Annotated in this window: 14 protein-coding genes and 2 pseudogenes; 2 read left to right on the forward strand and 14 right to left on the reverse strand. The window is 63.6% G+C overall.

Annotation, left to right across the window (positions count from 1 at the left end; genetic code table 11):
* Positions 1 to 232: 232 nt before the first annotated feature.
* Together CF70_RS25740 and CF70_RS25745 are read right to left on the reverse strand one after the other, a co-directional pair.
* Positions 233 to 538, reverse strand: coding sequence for a type II toxin-antitoxin system RelE/ParE family toxin (locus CF70_RS25740; protein ID WP_081862355.1), 306 nt, complete (start codon positions 536 to 538; stop codon positions 233 to 235).
* Positions 535 to 804, reverse strand: coding sequence for a type II toxin-antitoxin system ParD family antitoxin (locus CF70_RS25745; protein WP_011154086.1), 270 nt, complete (start codon positions 802 to 804; stop codon positions 535 to 537). Before CF70_RS25745 ends, CF70_RS25740 begins: the two co-directional genes overlap by 4 nt.
* 556 nt (positions 805 to 1,360) lie before the next feature.
* Between CF70_RS25745 and CF70_RS25750 the strand changes: the two genes are divergently transcribed.
* Positions 1,361 to 4,297, forward strand: coding sequence for a Tn3 family transposase (locus tag CF70_RS25750; protein ID WP_035871443.1), 2,937 nt, complete (start codon positions 1,361 to 1,363; stop codon positions 4,295 to 4,297).
* A 276-nt stretch (positions 4,298 to 4,573) separates the two neighbouring features.
* On the opposite strand, the pseudogene CF70_RS38280 reads toward CF70_RS25750, so the two are convergent.
* The 9 genes and pseudogenes from CF70_RS38280 to CF70_RS25795 all read right to left on the reverse strand — a co-directional run.
* Positions 4,574 to 4,753, reverse strand: a pseudogene (locus CF70_RS38280) (zinc-binding dehydrogenase); the annotation flags it as partial.
* 239 nt (positions 4,754 to 4,992) lie between these two features.
* Complete coding sequence (locus CF70_RS25760) at positions 4,993 to 5,868, reverse strand: IclR family transcriptional regulator (RefSeq protein ID WP_235185212.1); 876 nt, start codon at positions 5,866 to 5,868, stop codon at positions 4,993 to 4,995.
* Entirely contained in the window at positions 5,865 to 7,490 is a 1,626-nt protein-coding gene (locus tag CF70_RS25765; RefSeq protein WP_035871451.1) for a fatty acid--CoA ligase, read from the reverse strand. Before CF70_RS25765 ends, CF70_RS25760 begins: the two co-directional genes overlap by 4 nt.
* A 43-nt stretch (positions 7,491 to 7,533) precedes the next feature.
* Entirely contained in the window at positions 7,534 to 8,283 is a 750-nt protein-coding gene (locus CF70_RS25770) for an alpha/beta fold hydrolase (protein ID WP_035871457.1), read from the reverse strand.
* Positions 8,280 to 9,197 carry an alpha/beta hydrolase gene (locus CF70_RS25775; RefSeq protein ID WP_035871463.1) on the reverse strand — a complete coding sequence of 306 codons (918 nt, stop codon included), beginning with the start codon at positions 9,195 to 9,197 and terminating at the stop codon, positions 8,280 to 8,282. The genes CF70_RS25770 and CF70_RS25775 overlap by 4 nt, the downstream gene beginning before the upstream one ends.
* Positions 9,198 to 9,208: 11 nt before the next feature.
* Entirely contained in the window at positions 9,209 to 10,027 is an 819-nt protein-coding gene (locus CF70_RS25780; protein WP_051648991.1) for an enoyl-CoA hydratase/isomerase family protein, read from the reverse strand.
* A 12-nt stretch (positions 10,028 to 10,039) separates the two neighbouring features.
* Positions 10,040 to 10,492 (reverse strand): hypothetical protein, encoded by a 453-nt coding sequence (locus tag CF70_RS25785; RefSeq protein ID WP_035871466.1) that lies wholly within the window; start codon positions 10,490 to 10,492, stop codon positions 10,040 to 10,042.
* A 33-nt stretch (positions 10,493 to 10,525) separates the two neighbouring features.
* Positions 10,526 to 11,515 carry a Bug family tripartite tricarboxylate transporter substrate binding protein gene (locus tag CF70_RS25790; RefSeq protein WP_035871470.1) on the reverse strand — a complete coding sequence of 330 codons (990 nt, stop codon included), beginning with the start codon at positions 11,513 to 11,515 and terminating at the stop codon, positions 10,526 to 10,528.
* Positions 11,516 to 11,565: 50 nt separating this feature from the next.
* A pseudogene (locus tag CF70_RS25795) lies at positions 11,566 to 12,336 on the reverse strand (SDR family NAD(P)-dependent oxidoreductase).
* Positions 12,337 to 13,647: 1,311 nt separating this feature from the next.
* Here CF70_RS25795 and CF70_RS25800 point away from each other — a divergent pair.
* On the forward strand, positions 13,648 to 14,283 hold the full coding sequence (locus CF70_RS25800) for a 2OG-Fe(II) oxygenase (protein ID WP_035871472.1): 636 nt from the start codon (positions 13,648 to 13,650) through the stop codon (positions 14,281 to 14,283).
* Between the two features lie 297 nt (positions 14,284 to 14,580).
* Here CF70_RS25800 and CF70_RS35295 read toward each other — a convergent pair whose 3' ends face one another.
* The 3 genes from CF70_RS35295 to CF70_RS25810 form a co-directional block, all read right to left on the reverse strand.
* On the reverse strand, positions 14,581 to 14,964 hold the full coding sequence (locus CF70_RS35295) for a hypothetical protein (protein ID WP_081862357.1): 384 nt from the start codon (positions 14,962 to 14,964) through the stop codon (positions 14,581 to 14,583).
* A 46-nt stretch (positions 14,965 to 15,010) separates the two neighbouring features.
* The gene (locus tag CF70_RS25805; protein ID WP_035871475.1) at positions 15,011 to 15,412 is read right to left on the reverse strand and encodes a nuclear transport factor 2 family protein; all 402 of its coding nucleotides are present in this window, start codon (positions 15,410 to 15,412) and stop codon (positions 15,011 to 15,013) included.
* A gap of 111 nt (positions 15,413 to 15,523) precedes the next feature.
* Positions 15,524 to 16,042 (reverse strand): helix-turn-helix transcriptional regulator (locus tag CF70_RS25810; RefSeq protein ID WP_235185213.1); only part of this gene is annotated, 519 nt, incomplete at its 5' end.

Consider the following 16,042-nt stretch of genomic DNA (forward strand, 5'->3'; position numbering starts at 1 on the left):
AGCAGCGGTGACGCTGCTCTCTTACCCGCTCCATTCCACATAACCCCCCTGCTACTGGCAAAATTACTCAGTACGGGCGTCATGTTCAAATTTGGCTGTGTTCACGCGGGGCGCTTCGTGATCGAGGCAGAATCGATCATGGCGCACCGCCCTCCACTTTGATACCTAAGTCGTCGGGCTGCCGAAGCGACGCGGCCCCGAATGTCTACCGCCGTACTCTGGCCGGGAGGCCTCAGTTGAACAGCAGCGCGGCATAGTTGCGGGCGCTGTGAAGCACGTGCAGCACGTCGATTCGCGCAGGCGGATCGCCCACCACGCGGTAGAAGATCTGGTAGTTGCCATGTACACGGTGCCGGACGCCTCGGTCCTCATAGCGAGGTACCAGCGGGAAGGCAAGCGGCATGTCTGCGAGCGACAGGCACCGGTCGCGCAACTCCTGCACGAAGGAAAGCGCGCGGCGCGGGTTGTCGCGGGCAATGTAGTCGGCGATGGCTTCGAGTTCGGCCTCGGCCAGCGGCGTCAGGCGAACGACGATCATGCGCCGTGCCCGGGTGTTCTGCCTGCCGCGGCGCGATACTTGGCCTCGAGGCGGTCGAACACGGTGGCTGCGTCGGTGCCGCGGCCCGCGTCCGCCTCGGCCAGGCTTTGCGCGAGCGCCGCGTCCAGCGCCATCAGTTGCGCTTCACGGTCCTGAATCAGACGTACGCCTTCGCGCAGTACTTCGCTCTTAGAGCCATAGCGGCCCGAGGCGACAAGTTCAGTCACGTAGCGCTCAAGTTGCTGTCCAAGGTCGGCACTAATCATATTTGCTCCTCTTCAGACGGGGCCGGCGCAGGGCGTACGCCGGTGTCATGAAGTGTACCGCCCTTGATAATAGTTATCAAATTCTTGGTGTAAAGTGCTGTAAGCAGCATCTACGACAGCTGTTCCTTCCCCGGTTCTGTATTCCTCGTGGCGCCTACTCGCCGATAAGCACAACGTTATCGCGCCTTATCCCCTCCTCCCGCGTTGCTGCGTCACCTTCATCCGAACGCCGCTCGCTGAGGCACCCCGTTGCTTGTCCGAGTGGACGGGAAACGCGACGGCGGCATCCGGCAAGAGCCGACCGCTTTGCGGCTGACGGAAGTCGGGGTCTGTTTGATTTTGGTGCAGTTTACCGGGATAGCGATGCCTAGCACCCATGCCGGTTCCCGGGCGATGGTCGGGAAAATATTCCAACAAATCAATACCTTACTGTCTACCACTACCATTTCCCCGCTGCGGAGATTGCCTCTTAGCACACTTTCTTGACCCGTGCGTTGCGTTCTCGTCGCATTGCCGCTAGTCTTGGCGGTCCGTCTCACGCTTGGGAGTAAGCGCGATGGATCACTGGCGGCTGGCGTATCTCGGCATGCGGCAGATTCCGCGCGAACTCAGCGAGTTCGAGCTTGCCACGTTCTTCACGTTCTCCGGCAAGGAGCGGGCCCTGATCGATGCGCGGCGCAGCCACCTGTACCGCCTTGCCTGCGCCGTTCACATCGGCTTTGTCCGCATGACGGGCCGCACACTCGATGCCTACAAGCAGGTGCCTAAATTCCTCTGGGCCTTTGTCGGCGCGCAACTTGGCATCAACCCACCGGATATGGGCACGCTGAGCGCGCTGTATGACGGGCGCACCGATACCTTGGTGGACCACCAGATGCTGGCCTACCAAGCCTTGGGGCTCAGCCCCATGGCAGAGCATCAGCGACGTTACGTGACGCGCTGGCTCAAGGAGCGGTTGGCGGGGCAACCGAGCCGCAGTGACCTGCTGCACGAGTTGAAGCGCTGGCTGTACGAGCATCGCATCCTGATTCCGCATGACCGGGCACTGAAGCGGCTGATCAGCCAGGCCGTGGAGGCCTCCGAGGCGGCCCTGGCTGACGCGCTGGTGCGAGCCTATGGCGAGGCCTCCCTCGATGCGTGGGGGACGTTGCTACCGCGGCCGGAAGGCGACCGCGCGAGCCTGCAGCAATGGCTGTGGGCGGTGCCGCTGCGCAACTCGACCCATCAGATGGGCGAGTTGTTTGACACGATCGACCGGCTGTACAAGCTGGGCATCCAGCACGGCTGGCCGGCGGCCTGCAATGAGGCGGTGGTGCGGCACTACGCGAGGCGCTGCGCCAACCGCCCAGCGTCGGTCAGCAAGCGAGTCGCGCAACAGTCCCGCCGCTTGGAATCCGCTTGCTTTTTGCGCTATGCCTTGTGCGCGGCCACGGACCAGTTGTCGTCCATGCTGCGACATTGGATTCGCAAATGCGTCAACGATGCCGGACGCCTGATCGACGCCGGTCGACCGGACCCTGGCGCCAAACTGCAGGAATTTGCTGCCGCCGTCAAAGCGCTGGTCGCCGACGACACGCTGACGCGAGAAGCGCTCTGCCAGCAGCTGCGCACCTTGGCCGACGCAGCAACCGACCAGAATCTGCCAAGCCGTGCCAGCCTGACCCGCGCGCAACTCCTGTCGCGACACCGGCTAGCCCGAGCCATGCTAGGCAGACTGGTCCGCCTGCCATTCGCAGCACAGTCGGCCCACCCGGTGATCGAGGCGATGGAGGTGTTGCGCAAGCTCTATGCACGTAGGGCTGACGGGCTCCCCGACCGGGTCGTAGTTCGATTGGGTCGCGCTTGGCAGCCGGCATTGGAGGGCCAGGATCGCCAGCGGGCCCTGGCTGCTTTCGAATGGGGCACGCTGTTTGCACTGCGGGTGGCGCTGCGTAACGGCTCGGTCTTCCTGGACCACAGCTTCGCCTTCCGCAGTCAGGCAGCGATGCTGATCTCTAACGAGGATTGGCAGGCCCGGCGTAACCACTTCTATGGCCATCTCAAACTGCCGCAGGATGCCAGGGCATTCCTGGAACCCGTGGTTGCACATTTGGATGCTGGGCTCACCATGTTGCGCGACGCCGCCCTGCGCGGCGAAGTGAAAATCGATAGTGCGATCCACATCGATCCGCTTGCAGCGAAGCAGCCCGAAGCCTCGGTCGATGCCCTGCGGCGCGCGCTGTTCGAGCGGCATCCCGGTGGGCAGTTGCCAGAAATCCTGCTGGAGATTGACAGCAGCACCCACTTCAGTTGGCTCCTGCTGGGCCGGGAGCCGCATTCTCACACTGAACTGCTGATGGTCTACGCGGCAGTGCTGGCGCACGGCACCTCGATGTCGGCGGCGGACCTCGCACGCATGGTGCCGGAATTGTCGCCCAGCGCGATTCGGCAGATGATGCATCGCATCGCGGACGAGCGCAAACTCCGGCAGGCCGCCGATGCCGTGCTGGCCTTCATGCACCAGCATCCGATCGCCCGGCACTGGGGACGTGCCGATCTGGCGTCGTCGGACATGATGTCGTTGGAGACCACGCGCACGGTCTGGCAGGCACGGGCCGATCCACGTCGACGCACCGCATCGATCGGCATGTATACCCATGTTCGCGATCGTTGGGGCATCTTCTACGACCAGCCGATCCTGCTGAACGAGCGGCAGGCGGGCGCGGCCATCGAGGGCGTGATCCGCCAGAGTGGGTCGGAAGACGTGGCGCAACTGGCGGTCGATACCCACGGCTACACCGATTTCGCCATGAGCCTGTCCCGGCTCCTCGGGTTCGATCTTTGCCCCCGGCTTGCTCACCTGCGCGACCGCCGCCTGCATGTGCCCCGGGATCATGACATACCGGCTGAATTGGCAGCGGTGGCGGACGCGGATGTCCGCCTGCTCTTGATCGAATGTGCCTGGGACGAGCTAATCCGGATCGCGGCATCGGTGCAAAGCGGGCAATGCACGGCGGTCCAGGCGCTGACGCGCTTCGGCGCGGCGGCGAAAGGTCAACCAGTCTATGAGGCTGGCGTGCATCTCGGGCGGCTGTTTCGCACGATCTTCCTGATCGACTATCTCACCAATCCCGCGTTCCGCCACGAAATGCAGCATGCCTTGAACCGCGGAGAGGCCGTCCACACCGTACATCGGGCCATCCACTACGGCAAGATTCCGCTCGAACTGACCCGGCACGATGCGTCGCTGGCGGCGGTGTCGTCGGCCCTGACCTTGCTGTCCAATGCCGTGATGGCCTGGAACACGCTGCACATGCAGCGCTCGCTGGACGCGATTGAGGCCATCGGTGGGGAGGCCATGCGTGCCGAAGATCTGCGCCAGATTGCCCCGACCCGCCTGGAAGGCATCAACTTGCGCGGCACTTTCGACTTCCCGATTGCACGCTACGCCCATCGGCTGCTGCCGAGTGCGACGAGCTCGCCGGACCCACTGTCGCAGCGGCGCACTGCATAGCCCAACTTTTTTCGGATTGAGACGCACAAGACCTGGCGCGTGTCTCTGACCGATGAAGCCTGCTTGAAATGCTGAAATGCGGCACCGGGCAGTGGCTCAGATCGGCCATCAAGAGACATCGGAACAACGCGGTGGCAATGGCCGTTTCTCAACTCGAACGTGCCGCTAGGCCGCTCGTCTCAAAAAAATCGAGGTAAAGAGAGAAAACTGGCTCAACCCTCCTGACGTAAAACCGCCATTGGCACCTGCTGTCTCGAAATGGCCGCCACAAGCTACTCAACTGATCCTCACGACGACTTTACCCTTGGCGCGCCCCAGGGCCAGGTATTCAAGCACTTCCTTCGTCTACTCGAACGCGAATACCTTATCGATCACCGGACGAATGCGTTCCGATTCGAGGAGTATGCCAATTTCCGAGAGTTGGGCGCCATCTGGGCGCACGAAGAGGAACGGATGGTTTGCCGCGACGAGGTTCTCGCCTCACTGAGCGCGGCCGCGACAGCAAGCGCTTCTTCGCTTGAGCGGCGTGCCGCTAACATTTAGCAACCGGCCAGCCCGCGGAACGCAAATGGCAGCAAGGCCAAGCGGCCCACCGGGAAGACAAAGAAGACCAGTTAGGCGGACTCAGCGGGCGCATCGTAAGCACGCCAAACTAGGATCGTGCCACCCCAACTATGACGATTCACCACGGATCGTCATCCTTTCCGCCGATAGCGATTCTCGATCATCCGGGCCGTGGCGATCAACGGCGGACGAACGTCGGCGATGAATCTTTCCGCCGAGATGGTCCGCGCGGGGGCCGCCGCATTGATGACGACGGGCGGCAGTTCGGACCCAAGCCTGAGGGGCACCGCAATACCGTTGATCTCCTTGTTCCATTCGCCAAAGGACGTGACGCAACCGATCTCGGACAGTTCCGTGAACGCCCGTGCGATGCCCCGCTCGATGACCGGCCACTGGGCTTCGCCCAGCGCCTCCAGCCTCTGCATGACGGCGCGCCGTTCCGCCGCGCCCATCACGGCGATATGCGCCCGCCCGATGGCGGTCGTCCCGAGCGCGAGCCGGCTGCCGACGTCGAGGTTCAGTGTGACGGCGGTCGACTGGCTGCGGCGGCAGTCGATGTAAAGCACCGATAGATCGTCGCGAATTCCAAGCGAGATCATCGTCCGAGTACTGTCGGCGAGTTCCTGGAGAGCAGCATCGCTGGCCGCCCGCAGGTCCAGCCGTGCATGCGCCACGTGTGCCAGCGTCAGCGTGGCAAGGCCGATGCGATAGCGCCCGATGTCAGCAATATGATGAAGAAACCCCAGGGTCGTCAGTGTATAGGTCAGGCGAGTGACGGTGGATTTCGGGAGGCCGCAGCGGTGTGCGATTTCGAGATTACTCAAGCGCTCTTCGCTCGAATGAAAAGCCTGAAGGATGCGAAGTCCCCGTGCCAATGCTTCGACAAAGTTCCGATCCGATCCTTCAGCGATGATCGACGCCACGGCAGGTGCATTGTCCGGCATCATTGCTGCCTCACGTGCCGGCAGCATGCTCACGCCCCCCGTTTTTTCCGGCTTTCTTTTCACGGCGTCTCCTCCCTTTGCTGGTAGCGTTCCCGCATTGCGCGCTTGTCGTACTTGCCCACGCTCGTGCGTGGCAGCGCGTCAACAAAGTGTATCGTCTCGGGGATCGCATATTTCGGGATGCGCCCCTTTTCCGCGTGAAGCGCCAAATGACTGCGCAGCGCATTGGCATCGATCCGGTCTGCGCAGCCGGTGCGAGCCACTACGATCGCCATCGGCCGCTCGCCCCACTTTTCGTCGGGCACGGCAATGACGGCAGCCTCGCGGATGTCAGGGTGCCGGCAGATCAGGTCCTCGACCGTGCCGGACGCAATCCATTCGCCGCCGGTCTTGATGACATCCTTGAGGCGATCCGTGATCTGCAGGTAGCCGCTATCGGTGAGCATGCCAATATCGCCAGTGTGCAGATATCCGCCTCGCCAGAGTTCCTCGGACGCGGCGGCGTTTCCCAGGTACGCCTGCGTCAGCCACGGCGCGCGAAGCACCACCTCGCCCTGTTGTCCGCTGCCGGGCGGCAACGGTTGCATGGAGGCATCGACGATGCGGATTTCCACCAGCGGCAATGCACGGCCGGGCAGGATTCGCGTCGACAGCGTTTCGTCATCGTCTTCCGCCAGCGACGGATCGATGTGCGACGCCGTGATGAACGGGCAGGTTTCCGACATGCCGTAGCCGGCGAACGCGTCGATGCCATGCGCCAGCGCGCGGCTGGCCAGGGCCGCGGAACATCGCGCGCCCCCCACCACGATCTTCCAGCCCGCCAGGCGCGCTGCATCGGCGCCATCAGCCTCCGCGCGGTCCAGCACCATCTGCAGGATCGTCGGCACACAATGGGAAAATGTCACCCCTTCGCGATCCTTCAGCGCCAGCAGTATGTCCGGCGCGTAGCGACCTGGATAGACCTGCTTCACGCCCAGCATCGTCGCCACGTACGGCATGCCCCACGCGTGCACGTGGAACATCGGCGTCATCGGCATGTAGACGTCGCCATTATGCAAGCGGCCCTGGGCCCGGCTGCTGCCGAATGCGGCGCATGTGGCCAGTGTATGCAGCACCAGTTGCCGATGCGTGAACGCCACGCCCTTCGGCATTCCTGTCGTACCGCTCGTATAGAACTGCGTGGCCCGGGCATTTTCATCGAAATCGGGAAACGCGAAGCCGGGATCGCCGGCAGCGAGCAGCGCCTCGTAGCCGCTGGCGTCGGATGCATCGTCGTGGTCGTCCAGCACCACCACGCGCCGCGCGGCGGCCAGCACGTCGGGCATTACCCGAACCGTCTCTAGGAAATCGCGATGGACCAGCAGCACGCGCGGCGCGGCATGCTGCAGCGTGTACTGCAGTTGGTCGATGCCGAGACGGATGTTGGCCGTCATCAGCACCGCCCCCATCATCGGCACGGCGAAGAAACACTCGAGGTAACGATGGCTGTCCCAGTCGAGCACCGCCACCGTGTCGCCGTGGCCCACGCCCAGCTCCTGCAGCCCCGATGCCAGCCTGCCGATGCGGTCGCGCAGCGTGCGATAGGTATAGCGGCTCACGTCGCGATAGACGATGGTCTGTTCGGGGGCCTGGGCCAGCGGTGTGATCAGCAGTTGCTTGATCAGCAGCGAGTAGTCGGCTTGCATCCGTTGTCTCCTTGTTGGCTTGTGTCTGACGGATTGCCCGGTGCTAGGCGCGCGACGGAGGCGGCAGCGCGGCGATGAAGCGTCGCAGCACGTCCGCCAGCGCGGCTGGCTGCTCCAGTTGCGGCCAGTGTCCGGCGCGCGGCACCTTTTTGATGCGCGCATCGCTGAAGCGCATGGCCGTGGCCGCGACCAGATCCTCGGTAATGAACGTGTCGTCGGTCGATACGCACAGAACCGGGCACCGCAGCGCGGACGGCGCCTGACCTGCGGGGTGGCCGCCCGTCCAGGCGCGCAGTTGCGCCAGCGCGTCTTGCCGGGGTGTCGCCAGCGTGCCATCGACGAGGATGTCCAGCGCGCCGGCATTGAGCGCCACGGCCAGCGCGCGCTTGCCCGCAACGATGGCCTCGCGGTCGGTCATCCCCGCCCTGTCGACGAAGCGCGCCATGACAGCCGGCGGCAGCGCATAGCCGGCCAGCGGCGCGGGGGTCACCAGGACAAGCCCGGCCAGCCGGTCGCGCAGGTTCAGTGCGGCCAGTTCCGCCACCTGGGCGCCCATGCTATGGCCAACCATGACCACGGGCGCCTGTGCCACGGCCGCGACCTGTTCGACCTGGCGCACCACATCGGCGGCGTAGCCTTCCAGTTGGCGGTCCGATCCGGCATCGGCCGTGCCCGGAGGCAGGGCCACCGAAACGATGTCCCACCCGTGCGGGGCCGGTTCGTCGATCAGACGACGCCAGACTTGCGGACCATCCAGATAGCCATGCACCAGCACGACGATGCCCTGCGTCACGCCGCCACCTCTTGCATCAGGTGTTCCCGGTACCACTGCAGCGCCGCCGAGCTGGAAGCCTCGAACGACTTGCGGTAGGCATCGAAGTGGCCGCCGCCGATGATGCGCAGCCGCTTGGGTTCCACCGCGCGCTCATAGGCGGCAAGCGCCAGGTCGGTGGGCGTGACGACGTCGTTTTCGGCAACGATCATCAGCAGGGGCTTCGGCCCGATGCGCGGAATCCAGTGGCCCGGCTCGTAGAGCTGCGACAGCCGCGTCGAGCGCAACGTCACGTATTCGCTGGGCTCCACGCCGTCTGGAATCGTGTACGCGTTGTGGTAGTCCATCATCTCCTTCGAGCGATAGACCGCGCGCACCGCGGGGTCCAGGCTGACCACGCGCTGCATCATCGGCGACTCGCCGCGCAGCTGCGCCCGTTCGTCGTCATTGAACAGCGCTTGCTGCGCCGCGCGCGCGTCGGGCGCCACGCGGCGCAGGCTTTGCTCGTAGCCACTGACGATCGGCACTTGCGCCACCACCACGCGGATCCGCGCATCGGTGGCGCCCAGCACCATGGCGTGACCGCCGGCATAGCTGGTGCCCCAGATGCCGATCCGCGCGGCATCGATGCCATCGAGCGATTCCAGGTACGCGATGGTGCGTCGCCAGTCCGCAATCTGCTGCCACGGATCGATATCGCCGCGCACAGCTCCGCCGCTCAGGCCAAAGTTGCGATGATCGTGCACGATGACCGCGAACCCGGCCGCGGCAAAGCGCTCGGCGTACTCGCGCAGCCCACGATACTTGAGGCCGGAAAAGCCATGCGCCATGGTGATGGCCGGGACCGGCCCATCCTGTTTGGCCGGGCGGAAGACCCAGGCATGCAGTTCGACGCCGGCTTCCACCGGGATGTAATGTTCTTCGGGTTGCATCATGTCCTTCCCTTTCATTGGCCGTGGAACGGCACGTCCGGCCTGGGCTGGCCGGCCTCGATCGCCGTGATGGCCGATTGCACGCCGCGCTGTACATCGTCGGTCGCAAGCAGGACGGAAACGTGTTCGATCATGACCTCGTCGGCAGACCGCACGCCGCCGGCGGACCACGCGCCGAGCACGGACTTGGTTACCGCGTGGGCGCGCGTGGGGCCGGAGGCCAGTTGCACGGCGTGGCGCATGGCGGTTTCGGCAAGCGAAGCTTCAGTCACGACCTTGGCGACGATGTTCATCGACAGCGCCTCGGCCGCGGTGATCTCCTCTGACAGCATCACCAGCCGCGCGGCTGCCGCGCGCCCGCAGCGCTCGGCAATTCGCTGGACGCCGCCGGCCAGGGGCGATACGCCCAGCGTGGCCTCGGTGAAGCGGAAGCGGGCCGATTCGCCCGCAATAATCAGGTCGGTATGCAGCGCAAGCTCGAAGCCGCCGCCATAGGCGCGGCCGTTCACCTCGCAGATCGTGGGGATCGGCAGCGATTCGATCGCATTGAGAATGCCATTCGAATAGCCGAAGCGCTCGCGCCGGGCACTGTGCGTCTCGAGGTGGGGCCATTCGCGGAAGTCCCCGCCGAGGCAAAAGTCGGCAAGTTCGCTGCGGAACAGCATGGCGCGCGCACCGGCACGAACCCCATGGCGGATGGCTGCCTCCAGTTCCGCATACAGCGGGCGTGTCAGGCGGTTCTGCGGCGGGCGATTGAGCGTGACGATCGCGACGCCATCGCGGACGGTGTGGCGGATCAGCGGTTCGCTGGAGGCTTGCGTGGATTCGGTCATGGTTCGGCTCCGTCAGACGGTTTCCCAGATTTCGTCGAGCGACGTGCGGTCGGTCAACGCGCTGGCAACGGTGACCACGCGCCAGCCCTTGTCCGTGCGATGGATGTGGAAATGCACGGCGCGGCGTTCGATCTCGCTCTCGTCCGCGCGGCGGCGCGACCAGATCACATCGATCGATCCTGCGTTGTGGTTGTAGCCCTTGACGCTACGGTCCAGCACTACCGTATGGGTGTACTGCTCGGCCTGCAGCGGCGCCTGGTTGGCGCGCAGCAGGCCAATCACCTGGTCTCCGGTGTGCAGGCAGCGGGTCATGTTGACCGAGGCCGCGTGCAGCGGCGCGCCCCAGTATTCGAGGATGGCCTCGGGCGCCTGGTCGGTGTTCGCGCCCATCCGCACCCAGTCGGGCAGGTAGGTATCGAAGAACCAGCTGTTCATCTCGCGGACGGCGGTGCGTTCTGTGCTCATGGCGTCAATGTTCCTCTCGGTGGATCGGTTCGGTCAGTCGAGTTTTGCGCCGGATTCGCGCACCACCTGTTTCCAGATCGGCGCCTCGCGCTGGTACGTGGCCGCGATGTCGGCCGGCCCCTGGAAGCTGGGCGTCCAGCCCAGGTCGCGGATGCGCTTCTGCACATCGGATTTGCGCAGCGCCTTGTCCAGTTCGCTCGCCAGGCGGTCCACCACTGGCGCCGGCGTGCCGGCTGGCGCCGCCACCCCCACCCAGCCGACCGCGCGCAACAGCACGTCGTCGACGCCTGCCTCGGCCAGCGTGGGCACATCGGGCAACGTGGCGAGCCGCACCGGCCCGGTCACCGCGATCGGCTTCAGGCGGCCCGCGGCGATGAACTGCGGCGCCTGCGCGCCAGTGACAAAGGACAGCTGGATATTGCCGGCCACCAGATCGTTGATCATGGGCGATTCGCCGCGATAGGCCACGTGCGCCATGTCGCCGCCGAGCAGGTCGTTGAGGCGGCTGGCGCTGAGGTGGGAAATGGTGCCGACGCCCCACGATCCGTACGACATCTTGCCCTTGTGCGATTGCACGTACTTGCGCAGATCCGCCAGGCTGCCGACGTTGATGCCAGAAGTCACCGTCAGCACCAGCGGCGCCTCGGCAACCTTGGCAACCAGCTTCAGATCCTTCTCCGGCTGGTAGGGCAGCTTCGTGTACAGGAACTGGTTGATCATCAGGTTCGAACTCAGCGCCACCGTCAGCGTGTAGCCGTCGGGCGGCGCCTTGGCGACGGCATCGACGCCGAGGTTGCCGGCCGCGCCCGTCTTGTTGTCGACCACGAAGGGCTGTCCGAGCGCCTGCCCCAGCGGCTGGGCCAGCGTCCGCGCGACGATGTCGATCGCACCGCCGGCCGCGTATGGCGCGACGACCTTTACCGGTTTCGAGGGATATTCCTGCGCGGCGATGCAAAGCGGCGCGAGCGCAAGCAAAGCGCTGCCCACCACGCCGGCCAGCGCCGTGCGCGTCTTGTCATACATGGTTGTCTCCTTGTCGTTTTGGTGTACTGCGAATACTGCGAGAAGCGTTGCTACATCCAGCTGAGTACCTGGCCGCCGTCGACCGGTATGACGGTTCCGGTCATGTACCGGCCCGCGTCGGACGCCAGCAGCAGCATGGCGCCGTCGAGATCGGACGGCTTGCCGAACCGTCGCATGGGAATCCGCTTCAGGATGCCTTGCTCGATGCCGGCGAATTCGGCGTGCATGTCCGTCTCGATATTGCCCGGGGCAATCGCGTTGACGCGTACCCCCTTGCCGGCCAGTTCCAGCGCCATGATCTGCGTGAGGTGAATGAGCGCGGCCTTGGACGCGCCGTAGCTCGACATCTGGCCGCCGGCACGCAGCCCCGACGACGACGCGATATTGACGATGCTGCCCTCGCCGCGCTGCACCATGCGGCGCGCCGCTTCCTGGGCCATCAGGTAGGCGCCCTTCAGGTTGGTATCGAAGACGCGCGAGACGGCCTCGGGCGATTGCTCGACGAAGCGCTCCACGTGAATGACGCCGGCATTGTTGACAAGGATGCCGATGGGCTAGCCGAGGGCCGCTTCGGCCGCTTGCCAGGCTGGCGCGATCGCCGCCGCGTCGGTCACGTCCAGCGTCACGGCGCATGCCCGATGTCCCGCCGCGCGCATGTCGGCAACGACGGCATCGAGCCGGTCGGCGCGTCGTGCCGCCAGCGCTACAGCTGCGCCGGTGCCCGCGAGCATGCGCGCCGTATGGAGCCCAATGCCGCTGGAAGCGCCGGAGATGAAGGCGGCGCGGCCTTGAAGATCGAATAGGGATGCCTGAGCGTTCATGGAGACGACTTCCTGGCCGTCGCCCCTGATATTCCGGAAATCGGACCACGCCGGCGACGGTGAGGAGAGTCTAGGGCGCACCGCACCGCACGCCAACGGCGCGTTCCGCTGTGCGGTCTTGCGTTGCGGTTCGCGCCGTCAGCGGGGGATATAGCTCACTTCGCCGGCGTCACAGGCGGCGCCTCTTTCGTGACCACTTGGGTGCCAGTTCCGAGGCATTGCGCCACCGTCTTGCCTGGCCGTATGCGGCGTAGCTGCCGGACGAATAGCGATTCAACCGACTTCAGCCGAACCGGCGGCCAGTCGCCAAGCTGGTATTCAAGTGGCGCCTGCAACACCTGGGCGATCTCCTCGCCCGGATGTGTTGTCGGACGAATGCGTTGGGGTAAAGAACGCGCGCACTGAATGCCGTCGTTGCTCGGGACGCTACTGAGGTCAAGGCTGACCAAGTCCGTCCGACTGACGGGCCGGTATCTGTGCCTATTCACCAATGAGAGCCAGCGACTGTTGTCGAATGATTTCGGGCCATTTGGTTGTGCGACGTTGACCGTCTCAGAAGGGTCGGCGCCATTCGAACAGCACAGTTCGAACGCTTAACGTGCGCAAATTTCCGAATCTTGAGACGAGCCCAAACAGTCCGGCCGCAGGTTTGTTTTGATGACATGCGGCTCCAGCGGAGCTGTCCCGGAAAGTCGGTTGTTGGGTAAAGACGCTGCCGAGGGAAGGTGCAATGAGATCGCCGGAAGCGAAGAAAGGTGCAGGAGCCGGTACGCTGTGGCACCGAGTGCGGCGATCTGCGGTGGGGCTGCCGCAACGTCGGCAAGGTGAGGACGCACGGGACGCGAGGCAGGGTGCGCGGTGGCGGAAGCCGGGGTTCATCGTCGCAGCATTGCCACTAGCGTTGCTGTTCGCCTACGGCTTTGCCCGCCTCATGCTTGAAGTGGTTTTTCCGCTCGCGAAGACACGTCACTGACGGGCAGGCCGAGGCTACCAGTCTCAGAGGCCCAATTTCATGAGATCGCAGCCGGGCATCCAGACGATACTGCGCTCCCGCTCACCCTGTTCCGCTGCACTGGCTGCAACCGGTTTTTCGACATGGCGGAATTGGCCCATCCCCTGCAATCACTTCCGCTTTCGTTTGCTGTCGGTTCCATGCATGGACCCATGCGGCGACCACGCGGAGAGCCGGCCACAGGACCCGTAAGAAGTCGGTGTTACTATCTTTCGTTCAGATCAGGCCCCCCTTGCCGATACCCGCCTCGGACGCCCGTTCGAATTTCCACCCAGCACCTTCGTTCGAAGGAACAGGCAGTGACCCGATCACACCCCCCCGCGCGTTTCGATGCCCCCGGAGATGAATATTATCGACGTATCGTGGATGCCATTCATGACCATGGCTGGTCGGAACAGGACAATTTTCTTCCACCGGATTTGACGCTCGCGCTGGCGTTGGAATGTGCAGCGCTTGCTGCGGCCGCGACGCTCACAATGGCGCGTGTCGGCCATGGCGCGGCGGGTTCGCTTCAGCGCGATGTGCGCGGCGACCGGATTCAGTGGTTGGAGGCGGGCCAGTCCGAAGCCCGCGACCGGTATCTGGCGATCATGGAAGTGTTGCGTATTGCGTTGAATCGCGGGCTCTTTCTGGGACTCGAAGAATACGAAAGCCACTTCGCATACTACGCCCCGGGCGCTTCGTATCTGCGACACCGCGATCAATTTCGCGATGACGATAGCCGCACGGTGTCCGTCATCATCTATCTGAATGCGGACTGGCTGCCTGAGCACGGCGGTGCATTGCGGCTACATCCAGAGGGCTTGAGCACGCAGGACATCTCGCCAGTCGGCAGCCGGATCGCAGTGTTTCTATCCGCCGACATGCTGCACGAAGTATTGCCTGCGACGCGCGACCGCATGTCGCTCACGGGATGGTTTAGACGCCGCTCATGATCTAACAGGCCGTTCCGGGAGCCTGATCGTTTCGGCGCTTAACGCCGGTCGCGCAAATTCAATGAATTGGCATACAGGAAATAATTTTCGACAAGGGCAGAGAATCATGAATGGCCATTCTTGGCGGCTCATTCCGGCAGGTAACTGCTGGTCTGCCGTCGACGAAGGTCCCAGTCCGGCCAATCTGCGTTAATCGAGCTCGCTCATGACGGACATTCGAATGTCAGCTTCAACATGGATATCGGACGGACCAATACCTCGTGATCGCGCAAGAGGCGATGTCGCATTTGGCATGACTTAAACCTTCGGCAGCGATGATTTTCGGCCACGCCGGCGCGGCTTTGGCTCAACCCCCACACGCCAATCCCGTTTGAGCACGAGCGACGTCAAAAGCTCCGCAGTCTCTTCAAACGCCGGATCATCCTGCGGTACGTACAACCATTTTCCAAGTACAGGATGCGGCCGCAAAGCCGGCACTTCCTCAATGAGGGCCGGGTGTCGCTCTTGCGATGTGCACACCAGCAAGCCGTTCCATGGCTCGTCGCGATCGGCCGCAACCAGGCATAGGAGGCCGTCGATATATGCGGCATCGCAGCCAAACATAGGCTTGCGGATGTACGTGGCATCTCGCTCGAATGCCTCGAAGATCCATACGAGCGAATTGCGGATGGTAGATGGCATCTGGTTGAGTCCGCGACAGACCAAAGCGAAGATGTGCGTCGAAGCCTTACTTGATTGCGGGAGAGCTTGTCCAATGCTCTTGCGGTGTGTCGGGCCACGTCGAACCGAGCGACTGCAGCGCGATCCACGTCTCGACGAGCTTGCCACCCTCCGTCCGGTAGGACTGCATGCCCGCTCGAGTCACCGGCTTGCCAGTTTTTTGGTCAGTCCACTTGAATGCAAACCGGAACCAGGCACGGTTGCCTCCGAATGAGTGATCATAGACAACAACACGGATGCCAGGTCGCTCCTCTTGAACCTTGGCAATTTCCGCAGCGTAGGCCTCACGCGTCACCGTTCGATCACCGAGTTCGTCGTGCCGAATATAGTGCGGCCCAACGCAGTCAGGGACCAGATCGAATTCGCCCTCATGCCATACACGCTCCCAGCGGTCGAACAGATCGCGCATGACGGTATCTTCAGACCTCAAGTGACTCCTTTTGGTATTTGGCTCAGAAAAGAATGATCAATTGCCATCTGCCCAGATGGCTGCGCCCCCCAAACCGACCGGCGTTGGGTTCTACGGTCGACGATTGCCGCCTTGCCTGAAAGCTGTGTCCCTTTTGACACGCCTATCCCGGTCGCCATTTCGCGCTGCGTCCTGCTTCAAAAAATCTTCGGCCGTTCGACCCGGTGTGTCCTCGAACGTCGCATCCAGCACTGACAATTCCGTCATACGATCGAGTCGAAACACTCGGAACCCATCACGCATCTCACACCAAGCCGCGAGCAACCAGACGGGGCCATAGAAGGCCATGATCAGTGGCCGAACTACGCGCACCGTAGACTGGCCATCGATGTCCTGATAAGCAAACCGTATCTTGTTTTGGTCGCGAATAGCGTGCCGCAGCGCCGCCTGATCGATCGAAATACTCTCACGCGCGTGATCGTCTGGCGCCCATAGCCTCGCGAGATCAAGGTGATGACGCAGTTGTTTTGGCAGTACAACCCCGACCTTCTCCATGACTGATGTCGCCGCTTTTGCGAGCTCAGGATCTGCCCAAGATTGAGCGGGTAAGAGAGCAGCGTCACCGCTGCT

This window comes from Cupriavidus sp. SK-3 (assembly GCF_000611145.1).
GTDB lineage: Bacteria > Pseudomonadota > Gammaproteobacteria > Burkholderiales > Burkholderiaceae > Cupriavidus.

Coding starts and splice junctions, on each gene's coding strand:
- CF70_RS25765 (WP_035871451.1), bottom strand. CDS start 7,490: ATGCAAGCCGACTACTCGCTGCTGATCAAGCAACTGCTGATCACACCG.
- CF70_RS25775 (WP_035871463.1), bottom strand. CDS start 9,197: ATGATGCAACCCGAAGAACATTACATCCCGGTGGAAGCCGGCGTCGAA.
- CF70_RS25750 (WP_035871443.1), top strand. CDS start 1,361: ATGGATCACTGGCGGCTGGCGTATCTCGGCATGCGGCAGATTCCGCGC.
- CF70_RS35295 (WP_081862357.1), bottom strand. CDS start 14,964: ATGCCATCTACCATCCGCAATTCGCTCGTATGGATCTTCGAGGCATTC.
- CF70_RS25740 (WP_081862355.1), bottom strand. CDS start 538: ATGATCGTCGTTCGCCTGACGCCGCTGGCCGAGGCCGAACTCGAAGCC.
- CF70_RS25785 (WP_035871466.1), bottom strand. CDS start 10,492: ATGAGCACAGAACGCACCGCCGTCCGCGAGATGAACAGCTGGTTCTTC.
- CF70_RS25745 (WP_011154086.1), bottom strand. CDS start 804: ATGATTAGTGCCGACCTTGGACAGCAACTTGAGCGCTACGTGACTGAA.
- CF70_RS25780 (WP_051648991.1), bottom strand. CDS start 10,027: ATGACCGAATCCACGCAAGCCTCCAGCGAACCGCTGATCCGCCACACC.
- CF70_RS25790 (WP_035871470.1), bottom strand. CDS start 11,515: ATGTATGACAAGACGCGCACGGCGCTGGCCGGCGTGGTGGGCAGCGCT.
- CF70_RS25805 (WP_035871475.1), bottom strand. CDS start 15,412: ATGCGCGATCTGTTCGACCGCTGGGAGCGTGTATGGCATGAGGGCGAA.